This is a genomic window from Mucilaginibacter sp., from assembly GCF_041663085.1.
Classification (GTDB): Bacteria; Bacteroidota; Bacteroidia; order Sphingobacteriales; family Sphingobacteriaceae; genus Mucilaginibacter.
In genome coordinates this window covers 41,419-56,276 of record NZ_JBAZRC010000006.1, presented here as the reverse complement: position 1 = coordinate 56,276, position 14,858 = coordinate 41,419, and the positions used below count along the sequence as shown (strand labels likewise).

The window sequence follows — 14,858 nt, the reverse complement described above, 5'->3', positions numbered from 1 at the left end:
AAATGCAAAAATAAGTATTTGCCGGATAACATGAATGTTTTTTAACCACAGAGGGCAAAGCGCAGAGTGCACAGAGGTTTAGAATTTGATTATGATGTGGGGTGGTATGTGCGATTCTTCCCAGCGGGAGGGTGCAGGGAGGGAATCGAAAATAAGTTTAATAGGCACATCATAGCAAAATCCCTGCGCCTCTGCGTGAAAACCTCTGCTAACTCTGTGGTTAAACCCAAACCCCGGCTAAACTAAAAAGGGATAAACCCTGTAGGTCTATCCCTTCTCCATTAAAACTGTGTTTCGCAACAGGGTTTTAAGATTTTTAATATGGCTGATATGCCGGTACGTCATCTTTTTCAAGCACTATCCCGGTTTCTTTATCTTTTTTATCTTTCTTTTTAAAAAGGTTGTTAAACAAACCCTTTGCCTTGCCCCAAATACCACTAACATTGTCTTCGCTGATGTAATGCGATGCCTTTTGCGACAATATGCCCACCAGTGTTTTAACAATGAAGTTAGAATGCCTGAACAATGTTTTGTTTAAGGCCAACGGCAACGCAAACCTCGATACAAGGCCTAACAGGTCCTGGTTAAAAAAGCCTGCGCCTTTTATGCCGTCAACTGTTGGCGATTTTGGGAACAGCGAGAGTACTGTTGTAAAAATAGCCGATGGCCCGCTAAACCGGGCTTTTAAGGCCACAGCCTGCTGGGCTTCTAAATTTTTCAAGCGGCCAATTTCGCCCTGCAACTCCAATATATTTCTGATAGGTGTTCCCATACGTTATTTAAAAAATTTTCTGACCATTGCGTTTATAATTGGCCTTTCAAAACTGCGCTTGGCAAATGCTATTATCGTTGCAATAAGTGCATACAAAACGGTAACTGATGCAAAACCCTGCCAGTATGAATGCAAAACATCGGCCATGAATAACGCCAGCGTGAAACTTGCGAATAAAAAGGTTAACACCAATACCACTATAATGGCCAAATCGGTTATAACATCGGCTATGATAGACGTACTGCGCTCAATAACTTCGTATTTTAAGAGTTTAAAGCGTGTTTCAGCATACTCTTTTAGCTGGTCAATAATCGGGCGTGTTGGTTCTTCTTTTTCGGGTTCCATATATTATAGTTTGTTGCGGGTTAATTGATATATACCTGCAACGGTAAATTATGCGTGTTCAAGGTCGTCCTGGTATTCTTCTTCGGCGCCTCTAACTTTGGTTTTTATATTATCAACCACTTTGTCTTTTAAGCCAACCAGTTTATCAATTTCTGCAGCGGCTGTTTCTTTTATCGAATCGCCAAGGTTAATTAATGATTCTGAAAGCTTGTCGCGTGTTTCGGTGCCTTTGTCAGGTGCAAATAAAATTCCTAATGCCGCTCCTGCCGCTAATCCTGCCAGCAACGCGACAACCACTTTTGTGTTATCGTTCATATTGTATTAATTTATTAGTTGAATATTTGTTTTTATAATTATTAAATAAGTTTATTTCTTGTGTGTTTATTGCGTTTCGGGCCCGGTTCGTATACGCTCCAACCTGTCGGCGGCCATGCGGTTGGTTTCATATATCTCCAATAATAGCAAAAAATATGACAGCAACACAGGCCCAAAAACCAAGCCAAGAATACCAAACAGCGGTAACCCAATAAATACCCCTATAACGGTTATAATGGGGTGGGTATTGCCAATACGGCGATTAATGACCATGCGCAACACATTATCAACATTGCCAATAAATAATATACCGTATAATAATAATATTACGCCTTGTACCTTTTCGCCATTGGCATAAAGCATAATACTGGCGGGAATGCAAAGGGTTGGCGCGCCCACTACCGGCAAAAACGATATAAAGGCGCCTATAACGCCCCAAAAGATAGGGTCGGGGATGTGGAAGATCCAGAAACCGTTGGCCAGTAAGGCGCCTTGTACTAATGCTATTATACCCTGCCCCAGTACGTTTGAGTAGGTAGAATTGCGCAGCTCGGTGGCGAACTTTAAAGCGTGCTGCTCGCGGAAAGGCGCATATTTAAGCAACCCTATTTCAAACTCGCGCATCTGCACAAACATAAAGTACAGCAAAAAGTACATTACAAGCAGGGTAAGTATAATGTTGGCGGCGCTGCCTAATATTGATGGAAAAAGATCGGCGGCGTAGGCCCCTAATTTTTGCAGGGTGTTTTCGGCAAAGTGCGGCTGGTTAAGGTTGGCGCCGGTAAACGCGTCAATTTTTTGTGTCCATTTATCAATATTAAGTTCCTCGCGGTTAATGCCTGATATTTTGCCTATCACCATAATACTTAACGACAGGAACGGGATAACAATAACGACGAGCGAAATAAGAATTATGATCATCGCCGAAAGCGCCTTGTTAAACCGGCGCCGCTCTACCATATACAAATAAAACGGGCGGAAGATAGTGAACAGCACGATGGCGCCCAGTATAGAGCTGAACAGCTCGCTTAAGGCATACAGTAAGAAACAGCCAAGCACAACTATGCTTACCAGTATAATATTATTGCGCTGCTTATAATTAAAAATGGACATTGGTTACCCCTTGAAGAGCTAAATTGTGATACTAATATATAACAAAAAAGCACCAATAAGTTTTGGCGCTTTTGTATAAAATTTATTCAAACCCATCCAGCAGCTTATCTATTTTTTTGGCCGATTGTGCCAGGCTGTCAAAGTATAAATTCAAATCGCCTTTTGAATCATCAACCTCATACTTAAGGCCTTCTAAAGCCAGTTGTATATTTGATAACTGGTTGCGGATATCGTGCTTCAGTAAATCAAAAACCTTGCTGTTTGCCGGGTTGGTTGCATCATGGTGCGCCATAATTATTTCAGGTTGATGGCTTTCATTTTATTGTAAAGCGTTTTACGGTCGATGTTCAGGATCTCGGCGGCCTTGGTTTTATTGAAGTTAACCTCGCGCAGCACTTTTAAAATAGTTTCGTGTTCGGCGCCAAGAGCGGCGTTCTTCAAATCGTGTTTGGGCTCTTTAGCATCGTTTGCAACAGAAGTATTTGCCGGCTCAAACGATGAGGACACTTTAAAATTAGAGATCTCAAGCGGAAGCGTTTTCATGCTTATTTCGTTACCCTCGCTAAGCAAAGTAGCGCGGCGTACCACGTTCTTCAGCTCGCGGATGTTGCCCTGCCAGCGGTAGTTCATAAAGCACTCTACTACTTCGGGGGCAAAGCTGGTTACGTTACGGTCAAGCTCGTGATTGGCAATTTTCAGGAAATGCTCTGCCAGCATCATAATATCGTTACCACGCTCGCGCAGGGGCGGCATGTAAATACTGAACTCGTTAAACCTGTGGTAAAGATCTTCGCGGAAACGGCCTTTTGAGATGCCATCCTGCAAATTCTCATTGGTGGCTATAATGATGCGCACATCCAGGTCAATCTCTTTTGTACTGCCTATGCGTTTTACCTTGCGTTCCTGCACAGTACGCAGCAAGGCGGCCTGTATCTCGTACGATAGGTTACCCACCTCATCCAAAAACAAAGTGCCACCGTTAGCCATTTCAAAGTGGCCTATCTTGGTATATAACGCCCCGGTGAAAGATCCTTTCTCGTGCCCGAAGAACTCACTTGCGGCCAGCTCTTTGGTAAGCGACCCGCAATCCATAGCTACAAAGGGCTGGTTATGGCGGGGGCTGTTTAAGTGGATGCTTTTAGCTACCGACTCTTTACCCGTACCGCTTTCGCCCAGTATAATAACGCTGTAGTTGGTTGGTGCAACCAGCTCAATCTGTTTCAGTAATTCTTTTGATGCCCGGCTGGTGCCTACCACAAACTCGCCCGATAGTATTTGCTTTTTACCTTCTTTAGGTGGTTTATCAAGCGTGGTATAATCGTTTGCGGCCATTTCCTGCAGGGCGTACTGGGTTTCAATAGCCTTGTTAATGGTGTTCAGGATCTCGTCGGGGTATAGGGGTTTGGTAATATAATCATAAGCCCCCATCTTAATAAGTTCAACGGCCATCTTAATATCCGAGTAGCCGGTTATAATAATAACGCCAGTTTTTGGATAAAGCGCTTTGATGTTTTTAAGCATCTCACGGCCATCGGTATCCTCCAGCCTAAAATCGCACAGTACCAGGTCGAAGTCGGTTTTTTTCAAAAAATCCATCCCTGTGCCACCATTTGCAGCCGTGCTTACCTCAAAACCATTACGTACCAAAAATTTTGATAGCAACAATCCAACATTAACTTCATCATCTATGATGAGTATTTTTTTCATAGCAGCAATTACTGTTTACAGGTAAATATATTAAGCAGGTTAAGGTACAAATATTTGCTAATTTATCAGAATTATTATTAACTACGGGTAAAAATATGGCTTATAAACAAAAAAAGGAGGCCATAAGCCCCCTCTTTTTTAATGATGTTTTTAATAGGCAAATGCCTTGGTTTTAGAAACCGTAAGCCACGCGTAAACCTAAAAAGCTTACTTTGCTATCATCTATACCAGTTCTGTATTTGGTAGTAGCTTCGTAGCGTACACCTGCATCAATAAAGTTACCGCTTGCGCTAACCGGGAACTGAACACCTACCTGCGGAGCATAAACAAACGCGGTTGATTTATTAAATCCTAAATCGTTTTTGTTTAACAGGAAAGCTGCACCGGCTTCGCCCTGTACGTAAAAGTTTGGTACAACAAAGTATTTTAAACCTGCTTTTACCGGGATCAACTGCATGTTTGGTACATCTGCACCGGCAACACCTGCGTAATCCTTTTTGCCAAATATGTTGTTGTAACCTGCGTTAACAGTTACGAATAATTGTGACGCCACAGGGATATCTGCCTGTACCGAACCACCAAGGTTCCATGTGTGGGTGTTTTTAAGGTTGCTTACAGGGATGCCTGCTTCAACGCCAATGCTGTAACGTATACCGTCTTTAGTTGTAGTAGAAGTAGAAGTTGTTGTTTGGGCTTTAGCGGCTACAGATAAACCTGCGAATGCTAAAACAAGAGCTGCGATTTTTAATGATCTTTTCATGATATAATAATATTTAGATAACGTGCTTTTTTGTATTGCACAGGGCAAAGTAAAGCATGAAATCATATATTATTTTTCATCCAATTGTCACGATTATTCAATCAGTTGATTGATAGCGAATTAAATTTGACCCGATGGCGCAAATGGTCAGGATAGTGTAAATTATATGTTAAAAAGTGCCCTGTAGTATGAAATTTGGATGAAAATGCAAGAATGCGGTTTTTTACCACAGCGGCCACAGTGAGGAAAAATGCACAGAGGGAGCGAAGGTTTTTGGGTTTTTGGCGGCCTCGCTAAATAAGACGTCATTGCGAGGTACGAAGCAATCTCCTGACTATGCCTAAACGCGTTGCATCTTGACAGCCTATCGGGAGATTGCTTCGTACCTCGCAATGACGTTTGGATTTTACTTCCCCTTAAACTCAGGTTTCCTTTTCTCTAAAAAAGCCGAAACCCCTTCCTTAAAATCTTTTGTGCCAAAGCAGCGGGCAAATTCCTCAATCTCGGTATCAAAGCCGTTAGCGCCATCGGCATGGGCATCATTCACCGCGCGGATGGCCGCTGCAAGGGCCAGCGGGGCGCGGGTTAATATTTTGTTTAGCAGCTCTTCGGCTTTTGGTAATAATTCATCCTGGGTAACTACGTGGTTAACCAGCCCTAAGGCAAGGGCATCGGCAGCCGTAACCATATCTGCGGTCATGATCATCTCCAGTGCTTTGCCACGGCCAACCAGCTGTGTTAACCTTTGCGTGCCGCCGTAGCCCGGTATCAAACCCAGGGTAACCTCGGGCAGGCCCATTTTAGCGTTATCAGATGCTATGCGGATATGGCAGGCCATGGCCAGCTCTAACCCGCCGCCCAGGGCAAAACCGTTTACCGCCGCTATTACCGGCTTATTGCCGCCGGCTATCACATCAAACACGTTCGATTGCCCGTCGTAGGCTATCCTGCGGCCGCTGTCAACATCCTTACCGGCAAACTCGCTGATATCAGCCCCGGCTACAAAGGCCTTGGTGCCCGCGCCGGTAATAATGATACCCCCAACGTTGTTGTTGCTAAAAGCCTGTGTTAAGGCGGTGTGCAGCTCGGCAAGGGTAGCCTGGTTAAGGGCGTTAAGCTTGCTTTCGCGGTTAATGATGATATATTGAATGCGGTCTTTATCCTGTATAAGTATATTCTGAAAACTCATTGTACGGTAGTATTAAAAATTGCGGTTGGTATGTACCCAGTTGGTAATATAGGTAACAATATCGGCAGTGCTGGTACCCGGCGGAAAAAGCTCGCCCACGCCTATCTTCTTCAGTTCGGCTATATCATCGGCAGGGATAATGCCGCCGCCGGTAAGCAGTACATCGTCCATCTTTTTCTCTTTGATCAGCGCCATCACCTTGGGGAAAACCGTCATGTGCGCGCCTGATAGGATGCTGATGCCAATAGCGTCCACATCCTCCTGCAGGGCCGTGTTCACCACCATTTCGGGGGTTTGGCGCAGGCCGGTGTATATTACCTCCATACCCGCATCACGCAGGGTGGTAGCAATAATGCGCGCGCCGCGGTCATGCCCGTCAAGGCCTACTTTGGCAACTAAAACACGTATAGGGCGGTTAAATTGGTTCTCGCTCATATTTAGCAAATGGCGTTAAAAGCTCATCAAAGTTAGTAGAAATTAGTTAATTGGTGAGTAGTTAATTAGTGATTAGTTGGGTGGCGGGGCAAATCAAATCCCTCCCTTGGGAGGGGTGCGATGGGCAGTATGGTGGCAGGGAGGGGTTGTTGGTGAGGCATAGTCGCCTAAACCCCTCCCTGCACCCTCCCGGGGGGAGGGAATAGCGCCGGCTGAAGCTTTATATTTAACCCTGCCCTACGTGAAGTTATTCCCCTCTTGAGAGGGGTTGGGGGTGTGCTTAAGCGCAATGCCCCCGCAGTCACCAATAAACTAATGAACCAATGAACTAATGAACTAATGAACCAGCCTACGCCACCATTTCGGTGTGGATATCAAACAGCAGGCTTTGGTTATCCATGGCAATATCATACGGGTATTGCAGGTTCATATAATCGTAATGCAGGCCTTTGGCCATGCCCTGCAGGGTTTTAAAGTACAGGGCATCTATGGCTTCTATACTTTGCAGGTAAAAAAGTATGGCACAGTCGCGCTCAATGGCAAGCGCGTAACGTTTATGGCCGCGCTGTAGGCTTCCAGGTTCATGGCTTTAGCCGCAATAATATGCCTTTCGGTAATATGCTCGTTAATTGAGCCAAACATGGCGTAAATGTTATCTATCTGGCTCAGGTTATCGGCGCCGGTTTCGTCAATAGCCAATAGCAGGGTGGGGTTGGTGGCCAGTTCGCGCATCTCTAAAAAAACCGACTTTAAATAGCTTTTGTTACTATAAACAAGGTTTAAATATTCGATGAATATTTTTTTGCGCGTGGCAAAACTTACAGGCTGTAACATAAAGGAACGGATTTGAATAACAACGTTGTTACCATATACAAGGTATGGTTAATTAATAGTATAAAGGTAGAATGTGCGAATTAAATATAGCTGCACGTTGTTTGCGGGGGTGGTGCGGGTGCGAAGAGCGGCTTTTATTCCCCTCTTGAGAGGGGTTAGGGGTGTGTTAGCCGCCATGCATCACCGCCCTGTTATGGTGAGCCTGTCGAACCATTAACCTATTTGTAAAGCAAGGCCGGTGGTGCTTAGGCCACGGCAGCCCCGTTATCCGCTCATACGCCCGCAGGCCTTAGGCACAATGGCCGGTATCCGCTGCTACCGGGTTTAGGGTTGATGGGGCAGCTCAACTACTCACCAATTCAACCATTCACTGCTCACTAACCCTTGTCCGTCCGCTTAGGGGTGCGGACATGGTGGACAGAGGGCTTTGTTTGCAACCATTCTCACCACCCTGTCATTTCGAACGAGGTACGGGGAGAACCGACCGTAGCGAGCTCATCGCAGATAAATCTTGTTAGAATGACAGGCGGCAAACTTTGCATAATGAACAGGATTTCTCCTCTCGCCCTGTCGCAACCCACCCCTTGTTCGTTCGAAATGACACCGTTTATTAAGCACACGCGGCACGCGTGCGCCAGCGGTGGAGAGACTAATTAAAATAAGAAAAACGGACCAACCCGGAATAATACGCAGAAACACAGCTATTTGGCAATTATCTACTTTTAGGTAATGTTTTAACTGCAGCAATATTTAATTATAACGGAAGAACACGACTTGCCCCAATATGCGGTTTCGGCTGTATTTATATTGCCGGGGTTTATTTGGGGTGGGGTTGGTAGGCGGGTTTTAATCTATAATTAATTGAAAATCAGGTATTTTTACGTATTGTTAACAGAGGCTGTTATTAATAAATTTATGCTTTAAAACTTCTTTAAAACATAATAATGAGATTACTACATTTTTCTGATTTTCATCTTGATAATAATACTCTGATTAAGGATGGGTTATTTACCATTCAACCTTTCCTAAATTCGATTGAAAAAATAAATAATGAACAGCAGGTCGATCTCGTTGTTTTTTCGGGGGATTTAATAGACCAAGGGGGGAAATCTTTTAACTCTCCAGAACAAGCGTTTCTATCATTTTATGATAATGTGATAAGAAAGATATGTAGTAAACTAAATATAGGAGATGATAAATTTATTATTTGTCCGGGAAATCACGATGCAGTTAGAAACCTTGATACAGAAATAACAGAGGCAGGGTGCTTAAATATATTAAAGAGTTCTGTTAAAGTAAATGATTTTATAAAAAAAATACGTAATGGCGGAGACATGTCGGGTGCACTCAGAATGAAGCCTTACAAAGACTTTTTAGATGTATTATATACTCCCTCAGAAAATTTATATGTCTCTTTTTTTGAATCTGGGTTTAAATACAAGTTTGACAATAAAAAAATTGGTATAATATCTTTTAATTCTTCTTGGAGATGTTATGGTGACACAGATAAGGGAAATTTATTGTTAGGTGAAGATCAATTAATAAATGGGATTGATTATCTGAAGGATTGTGATTACAGAATAGCGGTTATGCACCATTATACCGATCAATTATTTGACTCAGATAAATTGATTAGTGAGAAATTATTACAATCCGAATTTGATATGATGCTTTGCGGTCATGTTCATAGCGCAAGCAATAGGTATATAATTGAACCGCAGGGTAAATTGCTAACACTAATCGCTCCCGGGACTTTAACGGCAAACATAAATACAGACTACAAAAAATATTCTAATGGCTTTTCAACTATTGATTTAAATTTTTTGGAATCAAAAATTTTTATAAAATTTTATGAGTATACCTTCCCGAATTCAGCTTTTAGTATAAATACGGCTATGGGAAAAGATGGGTTATGGATTTTAGATTTGCCGAAGTCCGAAGAAATTGAAAAGGAAATAGAAAGACAAAGTTTAATAAAAACCATTAATGAAGAGCACATCTGTAAAATGGATATGCACATGTTGACATACAGCACAGATACTGATGCGCCTAAAAGTTTAATAGAATTATTTGTTCAACCAAAATTAGCTCTTAAAGCATCAATTAATAGCGATAAAGAAGAGGTTGTGGAAGACCTAAACACATTATTAAAAAACAAAGAAAATTATTTACTCTTTGGCACTAAAGAATCGGGTAAAACAATTCTGTTGGATAAACTTATACACGAATGCTTAAATCCGTTAAATAATGCGAATTATATACCGGTGTATGTTGAGTTTTCAAAAATATCTTCAGATCTAATTTCTAACATCAGAGACTATTTACTTGTATCAAAAGAAGCGACAAAAGCAATTTTAGATACACATCCTATCCTATTGCTTATTGACAATTTAAAAGCATCAAATGATTTTATCGATTTATTAAAAATAAAACAATTATATGATTTGGCTGCAGAATATCCCAAGTTAAAAATAATTGCTACTTATAATATTTTGTATGCTGGTGAAATCCCAGAGCATTATACTTCACTCGATAAATTTAAATTCAATAATATTAACATAAAAGATTTTCAATCAAAGCAGATAAGAGAACTTACAACTAAGTGGTTTAAAGATAAAGATTTAATTGATAAGCCTCAGAAAGTAGAAACTCTAATTAATGGATTTTTGGCTTTGTCTTTGCCCAGAACCCCCTTTACTGTCTCCATGTTTCTTTGGATTATCGAAAAACAACAAAATTACAAGCCTATTAATAACTCTACTTTAATCGAAACATTTATAGAAAAGTTATTAAATAAACATTCTAAATCGGGTATTTTATCAGAGACTTTTGATTATCAAAATAAGGTACGGCTACTTTCAGAAATTGCGTATAAAATGTTAAAAGAAGATGGTGAAAATTACTCAGATACTCACGTCAATATTTTTCAATTTATCAACTCTTACTTAAAGAAAAAAGACTTTTCTTATAACGTCGAAAAAATTTTAGCTGAACTAATTGACTCCGGAATTTTTATTAAAGAAGATAATTCCATTAGATTTAGATTCACTTGTTTTTTAGAATACTTTTTAGTTAAAAAAATGGGATTTGATCCAAAATTTAAAAGCGAAGTATTAGATGAGGCTAATTATCTAAAATTTATAAACGAAATAGATTATTTTACGGGGTTAAATAGAGACGATGTTGATATATTGAAGTTAATAGTTGAGAGGTCAAGTGCTGAATTTAAAGAAATTAAAGAGAAAATTAGGGCTCTCGGTCACTCGGTAGACGATTTTTTTAAACAATCAGTTTCTAAAATAAAAATCCCAAAGAACGAAGTCACAAGTCTTGTTTCTGATTACAAGGCTACGGAGGAAGATCTTATTAACATGGACGATGCAAAACTTTTATCTCAAAAGACAGAAAATGGGATTCAAAAAAAAGCAAAAGATACAGCACCGGATGCAATAGCTAAAAGTTTTATATTGTCTTTAAAGGTCTTAAAAAACAGTGAAGAAGTTGAGGAGCAAAATCTAAAACTTAATTCATTAAAAAGTATTTTAGATAATTCGATCTATTTTGCAATTTTCTACAAAATCTTTGTTTCGCAGCTCATCGAAAATAAATTGATACCAGATAATGAAAAAGAAGAACAAATTCAAATTTTACAGTTTTTACCTTGGTATCACCAAGCACTAATGAATGATAACATGGGTACCCAAAAATTATCACAAACGCTTTATAGAAAAATTCAAGAGGATAAATCTGATAATAGAATATCAGATTTTGAAAAATTCCTCTCGGTTTTTTTATATGCAGATGTAAAAGGTCACAATTATTTTGATGTTTTGGATGAGTATATAAAAAATACTACCAAAAAATATATTTTAGATATGAGTTTTATTAAAATAATGAACTATTACAACATTCGTTCAAAAAATCCAGATTCTGACTTAAAATATTTAAATATGATAGGCGATATTCTTATAAAAGCGAAAGGTTATTCAAAGGAAGATAAGAGTAATCTCATGGCTAAGTATAAAACGAAAAAACCGGAAAAAGACGTTTAGTATAATATTCCCAGTTGGCGCAAACGTGCCTTTCTACTTAGTAAACAATCATTTCCAGGCACATAAAAACAGGCCAATTTCACTAACCCGATAGCAGCATTAAACACCACATAAGCCACTCCATAAATCTGAGCATCCGGCTTACAAAAGCCTGTTCCATTTTCGTTCCATTCGGGAAAAAACGGAACAAGCCTGAAATTCTTAATTGGCTATAAATCAGTAATTTAATATAAAAAATACCTTTTTATTTACGGCTACCCTTGCCGCCTAAACAGGCCGAACTGAGGCCGAAAAAAGGCGAAAAAAATGCTGTTTTGTTGGCTTTGTACCGGCTTATTCCCGGGAAAGCCGGACAAAATTTCAGCCCTGCCCCGTTTTGTCCCATTTCTAAAAAATGGAACAAAATGCCAATTTTATAAAATGCTGTATATGAGTATTTAAAAGCAAAACCGCAAAGCTTTTATTGAACTACTGACAAGATATTGTCAGTAATAATACGCTCATTATCAATGCGTTCCGTTTGTCCCATCTGTCCCGTTTCCAAAATGGGACAAGGTGGTTCAACAGGCTCACCATTACAGGGCGGGTATTTTGCACATCGGCAAACACACCCCTAACCCCTCTCAAAAGGGGAACCAAACCCATAATATGATGGGGCAGCTAAATTCCCTCCCTGGGGAGGGGTGCGATGGTAATGTGTTGTGGCAGGGAGGGGTTTATACGTGAAGCATGTTGCATAAACCCCTCCCTAACCCTCCCGTGGGGAGGGAATTGAATTGTGTAACCACTCACCAACACCTAATTAACCAGCTTGCCGGTAATATCAACCGTGCGGGCAAAGGGGTTAAAAAAGCGGTTGGCCAGTACGGCAAACTCGCGGCGTGTGGCGGGGCGTTTGGGGTTAAAGGGGGTGTTAAAGTGGTAATACGTTTTCCATGTACGGCGGGTGGCTTCCTGTAGTTCGGTTGGGTCGCGCAGGGTAATTTCGCTGATGTAGCTGAGCAGGTTGCCCAGGGTAAAGGCATCGCCCGGTTTTTCTTTACCAAACCATATAAAGGCCCGCGAGTACAGCTCGGTAAGAAGCGGCTGCACCTCGGCTGTACGGATGGCGCTATCGGGCATAAACAATACCTGCGCTGTCTGGCCGTCGGGTTTTTGTATGCCTTGCAGCATACCTGTAGCGGCCACCTGCTGTATAGCGCGGAAGTGGCGGTCGGTTTGGGGGATATCGGCAAAGGGCAGCAGGCTGCCTTTATGGTCCAGTATCTCGCCCTGTATGGTGCGCACATCAAGCTGTTTAGTAGTGCGCTTAAAAAATATGCAGAAGGCCGCGGCAGCCCCTGCCCCCTGCCCAATGGTCATTTGTACGGCGGGGCTGGTAACAGCGCCATTCACCAAATGCGTTACCGAAAGGGCTTTTTCTAAAACCAGCAGGTTCTCCTGGTCTTTAGCCACCACGGCACCCAGCGGCACACTAAACGCCGGGAAGGGCGGGTAGGCAATATGCGGCACACCGGCTACGCTGTAATGCTGCCCGGGCAGTGCATCGGCCACGCCAATACTGGTGCGGTACAGTTTGCTTTGGCGGTTGTAGGGGGTGTAAATATCATCAAGCACCATGCGCACCATGCCTGCGGCGCGGCGGTTCTCGCGGATGTAGGGGAGGTACGGCAGGTGGTGGGTGGTTTTAAAATCGTCGGTAAGGCTAAGGTTTTTGTAGCCCAGGGCGGTTTGCAGGTAATAGATGAGCCCCAGCGTACGCAGTCTTGCCTTAGCGAAAGTGGCTTCGCGGTTCTCGGGTTTCAGGTCGTCGGCGGTAACGGAGTATTGGTTGCCGCAGTTTTCCCAGTTTATCAGGTATTTATCATTCGGCAATACGGCAGCAGCAAGCAACTTTTTTACGTCGGCAGCCTTCAGGCAGGCGTACAGGGTGGCGTTATAGCCTTCGGGTTTGGTAATGGTGCGGTCGGCAGCTTTACCAAAATCTTTCAGGATGGCCAGGTAGCTGATGTCCTGTATCTGGTTGGTAGCGTTCCCGGGCGCAAGGGTTTCTTTGGTATCATCGCGACTATCAAACCCCGCGGTAAGCAGCACACCGCTGGCAGCGGCTACATCGCCCAGCTCGGTAGCATCAACTACTATTTTTGCTTTGATGATGAGCGGTTTGCCGTTGTCCATCACGGTAACTACCCAGTCGGTACCGTCTTTTTTGATGGATGTAAAAGGCGTGTTAAGTTTTACAGTAAGGTTTTTAACGGTATCGGTTATTTTTTTGAGGATGGATGCACCGGTGGAAGGCTCAAACACCAAAGGGGCATTACGGGTGGTATCGTACCCTAAACGGGGTTTGTAAAACTCGCGGATATGGTTCCTGAATTCGGCATAGATGCCCGATGCAAAATTGCGGTTCTCGGGCATAATGCACATGCCGCCGCTGGTAGCGCTGCCACCCAGCCAGGGGCCCTGCTCAACCAGTAAGGTTTTTATTTTGCTGCGGGCGCTTTGTATGGCCGCGGCAACCCCGCCTGCGCCGCCGCCAACCACTAAAACATCCGTGCGGATGGTTTCGGCAAAGGTTGTGGTACATTTAAGCAGCAGGCATATCAGCAGTAACTTTTTAATCATCAGTAAACCAAAATAACTGTAAAACGCTAAATTAGCCCAATTCCTTACGGAACAATAAAATTTAACATTTTAAGCACCATGACAGACGAACAAATGCGCTACCCGATAGGGAAATTCGTACAGCCGGTATCATACACGGAAGATGATATGCGCCGCTGGATCCACGAAATAGCCACCCTGCCGGGCCGTATCCGCGAAGCCATTATCGGTTTAACATACGAGCAGCTGGATACCCAGTACCGCACCGGCGGCTGGACCCTGCGCCAGGTTGTACACCACCTTGCCGACAGCCACATGAACTCGCTTTGCCGCTTTAAACTGGCCATTACCGAAGATAACCCAACCATAAAACCATACGACGAGGCCGGCTGGGCCATACAGCCCGATTACCGCCTGCCCGTTGAGCCATCCCTAAAAATGCTCGACGGCATCCACCAGCACATGGTTGCCCTTTTTGAAACCTTTAGCGAAGACCAATGGAACCGCACCTTCATCCATCCGGAGAGTGGCAGTGTAACGCCTTTGAAAAAGAACCTGGCCCTGTACGCCTGGCACGGTAACCACCATTTGGCGCATTTAACAGAAACGGTTAAGAAGATAAGGAAGTAGTAGGCTTTGGGCGATCTTCCCTTCTCCGAGTGTCATTGCGAGGTACGAAGCAATCTCCAGATGGACGGTAGCGCATGTATGGCGTTTATGCATAGTCTTGAG

The 14,858-nt window shown here is 42.8% G+C and carries 13 protein-coding genes; 2 read left to right on the top strand and 11 right to left on the bottom strand.

The window, feature by feature from the left end; genetic code table 11:
• Positions 1 to 316 precede the first annotated feature (316 nt).
• From WC615_RS03310 to WC615_RS03265, 10 genes are all read right to left on the bottom strand, one after another.
• Entirely contained in the window at positions 317 to 772 is a 456-nt protein-coding gene (locus WC615_RS03310) for a hypothetical protein (RefSeq protein ID WP_372976722.1), read from the bottom strand.
• Between the two features lie 3 nt (positions 773 to 775).
• Positions 776 to 1,117, bottom strand: coding sequence for a phage holin family protein (locus tag WC615_RS03305; protein WP_372976721.1), 342 nt, complete (start codon positions 1,115 to 1,117; stop codon positions 776 to 778).
• 48 nt (positions 1,118 to 1,165) lie between these two features.
• Entirely contained in the window at positions 1,166 to 1,432 is a 267-nt protein-coding gene (locus tag WC615_RS03300; RefSeq protein WP_191174998.1) for a YtxH domain-containing protein, read from the bottom strand.
• Positions 1,433 to 1,498: 66 nt separating this feature from the next.
• Positions 1,499 to 2,545 carry an AI-2E family transporter gene (locus WC615_RS03295; RefSeq protein WP_372976720.1) on the bottom strand — a complete coding sequence of 349 codons (1,047 nt, stop codon included), beginning with the start codon at positions 2,543 to 2,545 and terminating at the stop codon, positions 1,499 to 1,501.
• A gap of 82 nt (positions 2,546 to 2,627) precedes the next feature.
• A complete protein-coding gene (locus WC615_RS03290; RefSeq protein WP_372976719.1) occupies positions 2,628 to 2,837 on the bottom strand; it encodes a hypothetical protein in 210 nt (69 codons plus the stop codon).
• A gap of 2 nt (positions 2,838 to 2,839) precedes the next feature.
• Entirely contained in the window at positions 2,840 to 4,252 is a 1,413-nt protein-coding gene (locus tag WC615_RS03285; protein ID WP_372976718.1) for a sigma-54-dependent transcriptional regulator, read from the bottom strand.
• Positions 4,253 to 4,424: 172 nt separating this feature from the next.
• Entirely contained in the window at positions 4,425 to 5,012 is a 588-nt protein-coding gene (locus tag WC615_RS03280; protein ID WP_372976717.1) for an outer membrane beta-barrel protein, read from the bottom strand.
• A 406-nt stretch (positions 5,013 to 5,418) separates the two neighbouring features.
• On the bottom strand, positions 5,419 to 6,201 hold the full coding sequence (locus WC615_RS03275) for an enoyl-CoA hydratase/isomerase family protein (protein ID WP_372976716.1): 783 nt from the start codon (positions 6,199 to 6,201) through the stop codon (positions 5,419 to 5,421).
• Between the two features lie 12 nt (positions 6,202 to 6,213).
• Positions 6,214 to 6,636: a cobalamin B12-binding domain-containing protein gene (locus WC615_RS03270; RefSeq protein ID WP_372976715.1), complete on the bottom strand. Its 423-nt coding sequence runs from the start codon at positions 6,634 to 6,636 to the stop codon at positions 6,214 to 6,216.
• A 495-nt stretch (positions 6,637 to 7,131) separates the two neighbouring features.
• Positions 7,132 to 7,470, bottom strand: a complete 339-nt coding sequence (locus tag WC615_RS03265) for a hypothetical protein (protein ID WP_372976714.1) — start codon at positions 7,468 to 7,470, stop codon at positions 7,132 to 7,134.
• A gap of 944 nt (positions 7,471 to 8,414) precedes the next feature.
• Here WC615_RS03265 and WC615_RS03260 point away from each other — a divergent pair.
• Positions 8,415 to 11,522 carry a metallophosphoesterase gene (locus WC615_RS03260; RefSeq protein WP_372976713.1) on the top strand — a complete coding sequence of 1,036 codons (3,108 nt, stop codon included), beginning with the start codon at positions 8,415 to 8,417 and terminating at the stop codon, positions 11,520 to 11,522.
• A gap of 798 nt (positions 11,523 to 12,320) precedes the next feature.
• Here the strand turns inward: WC615_RS03260 and WC615_RS03255 are convergent.
• Positions 12,321 to 14,147 (bottom strand): FAD-dependent oxidoreductase, encoded by a 1,827-nt coding sequence (locus WC615_RS03255; protein WP_372976712.1) that lies wholly within the window; start codon positions 14,145 to 14,147, stop codon positions 12,321 to 12,323.
• Positions 14,148 to 14,225: 78 nt separating this feature from the next.
• On the opposite strand from WC615_RS03255, the gene WC615_RS03250 reads away from it, so the two are divergent.
• The gene (locus tag WC615_RS03250; protein WP_372976711.1) at positions 14,226 to 14,756 is read left to right on the top strand and encodes a YfiT family bacillithiol transferase; all 531 of its coding nucleotides are present in this window, start codon (positions 14,226 to 14,228) and stop codon (positions 14,754 to 14,756) included.
• The last annotated feature ends 102 nt before the right edge of the window (positions 14,757 to 14,858 follow it).

Excerpts from the sequence above, each read along its gene's own strand:
- WC615_RS03265 (WP_372976714.1), bottom strand. The coding sequence starts at position 7,470 with ATGTTACAGCCTGTAAGTTTTGCCACGCGCAAAAAAATATTCATCGAA.
- WC615_RS03305 (WP_372976721.1), bottom strand. The coding sequence starts at position 1,117 with ATGGAACCCGAAAAAGAAGAACCAACACGCCCGATTATTGACCAGCTA.
- WC615_RS03270 (WP_372976715.1), bottom strand. The coding sequence starts at position 6,636 with ATGAGCGAGAACCAATTTAACCGCCCTATACGTGTTTTAGTTGCCAAA.
- WC615_RS03290 (WP_372976719.1), bottom strand. The coding sequence starts at position 2,837 with ATGGCGCACCATGATGCAACCAACCCGGCAAACAGCAAGGTTTTTGAT.
- WC615_RS03285 (WP_372976718.1), bottom strand. The coding sequence starts at position 4,252 with ATGAAAAAAATACTCATCATAGATGATGAAGTTAATGTTGGATTGTTG.
- WC615_RS03275 (WP_372976716.1), bottom strand. The coding sequence starts at position 6,201 with ATGAGTTTTCAGAATATACTTATACAGGATAAAGACCGCATTCAATAT.
- WC615_RS03250 (WP_372976711.1), top strand. The coding sequence starts at position 14,226 with ATGACAGACGAACAAATGCGCTACCCGATAGGGAAATTCGTACAGCCG.
- WC615_RS03295 (WP_372976720.1), bottom strand. The coding sequence starts at position 2,545 with ATGTCCATTTTTAATTATAAGCAGCGCAATAATATTATACTGGTAAGC.
- WC615_RS03260 (WP_372976713.1), top strand. The coding sequence starts at position 8,415 with ATGAGATTACTACATTTTTCTGATTTTCATCTTGATAATAATACTCTG.
- WC615_RS03300 (WP_191174998.1), bottom strand. The coding sequence starts at position 1,432 with ATGAACGATAACACAAAAGTGGTTGTCGCGTTGCTGGCAGGATTAGCG.
- WC615_RS03310 (WP_372976722.1), bottom strand. The coding sequence starts at position 772 with ATGGGAACACCTATCAGAAATATATTGGAGTTGCAGGGCGAAATTGGC.
- WC615_RS03255 (WP_372976712.1), bottom strand. The coding sequence starts at position 14,147 with ATGATTAAAAAGTTACTGCTGATATGCCTGCTGCTTAAATGTACCACA.
- WC615_RS03280 (WP_372976717.1), bottom strand. The coding sequence starts at position 5,012 with ATGAAAAGATCATTAAAAATCGCAGCTCTTGTTTTAGCATTCGCAGGT.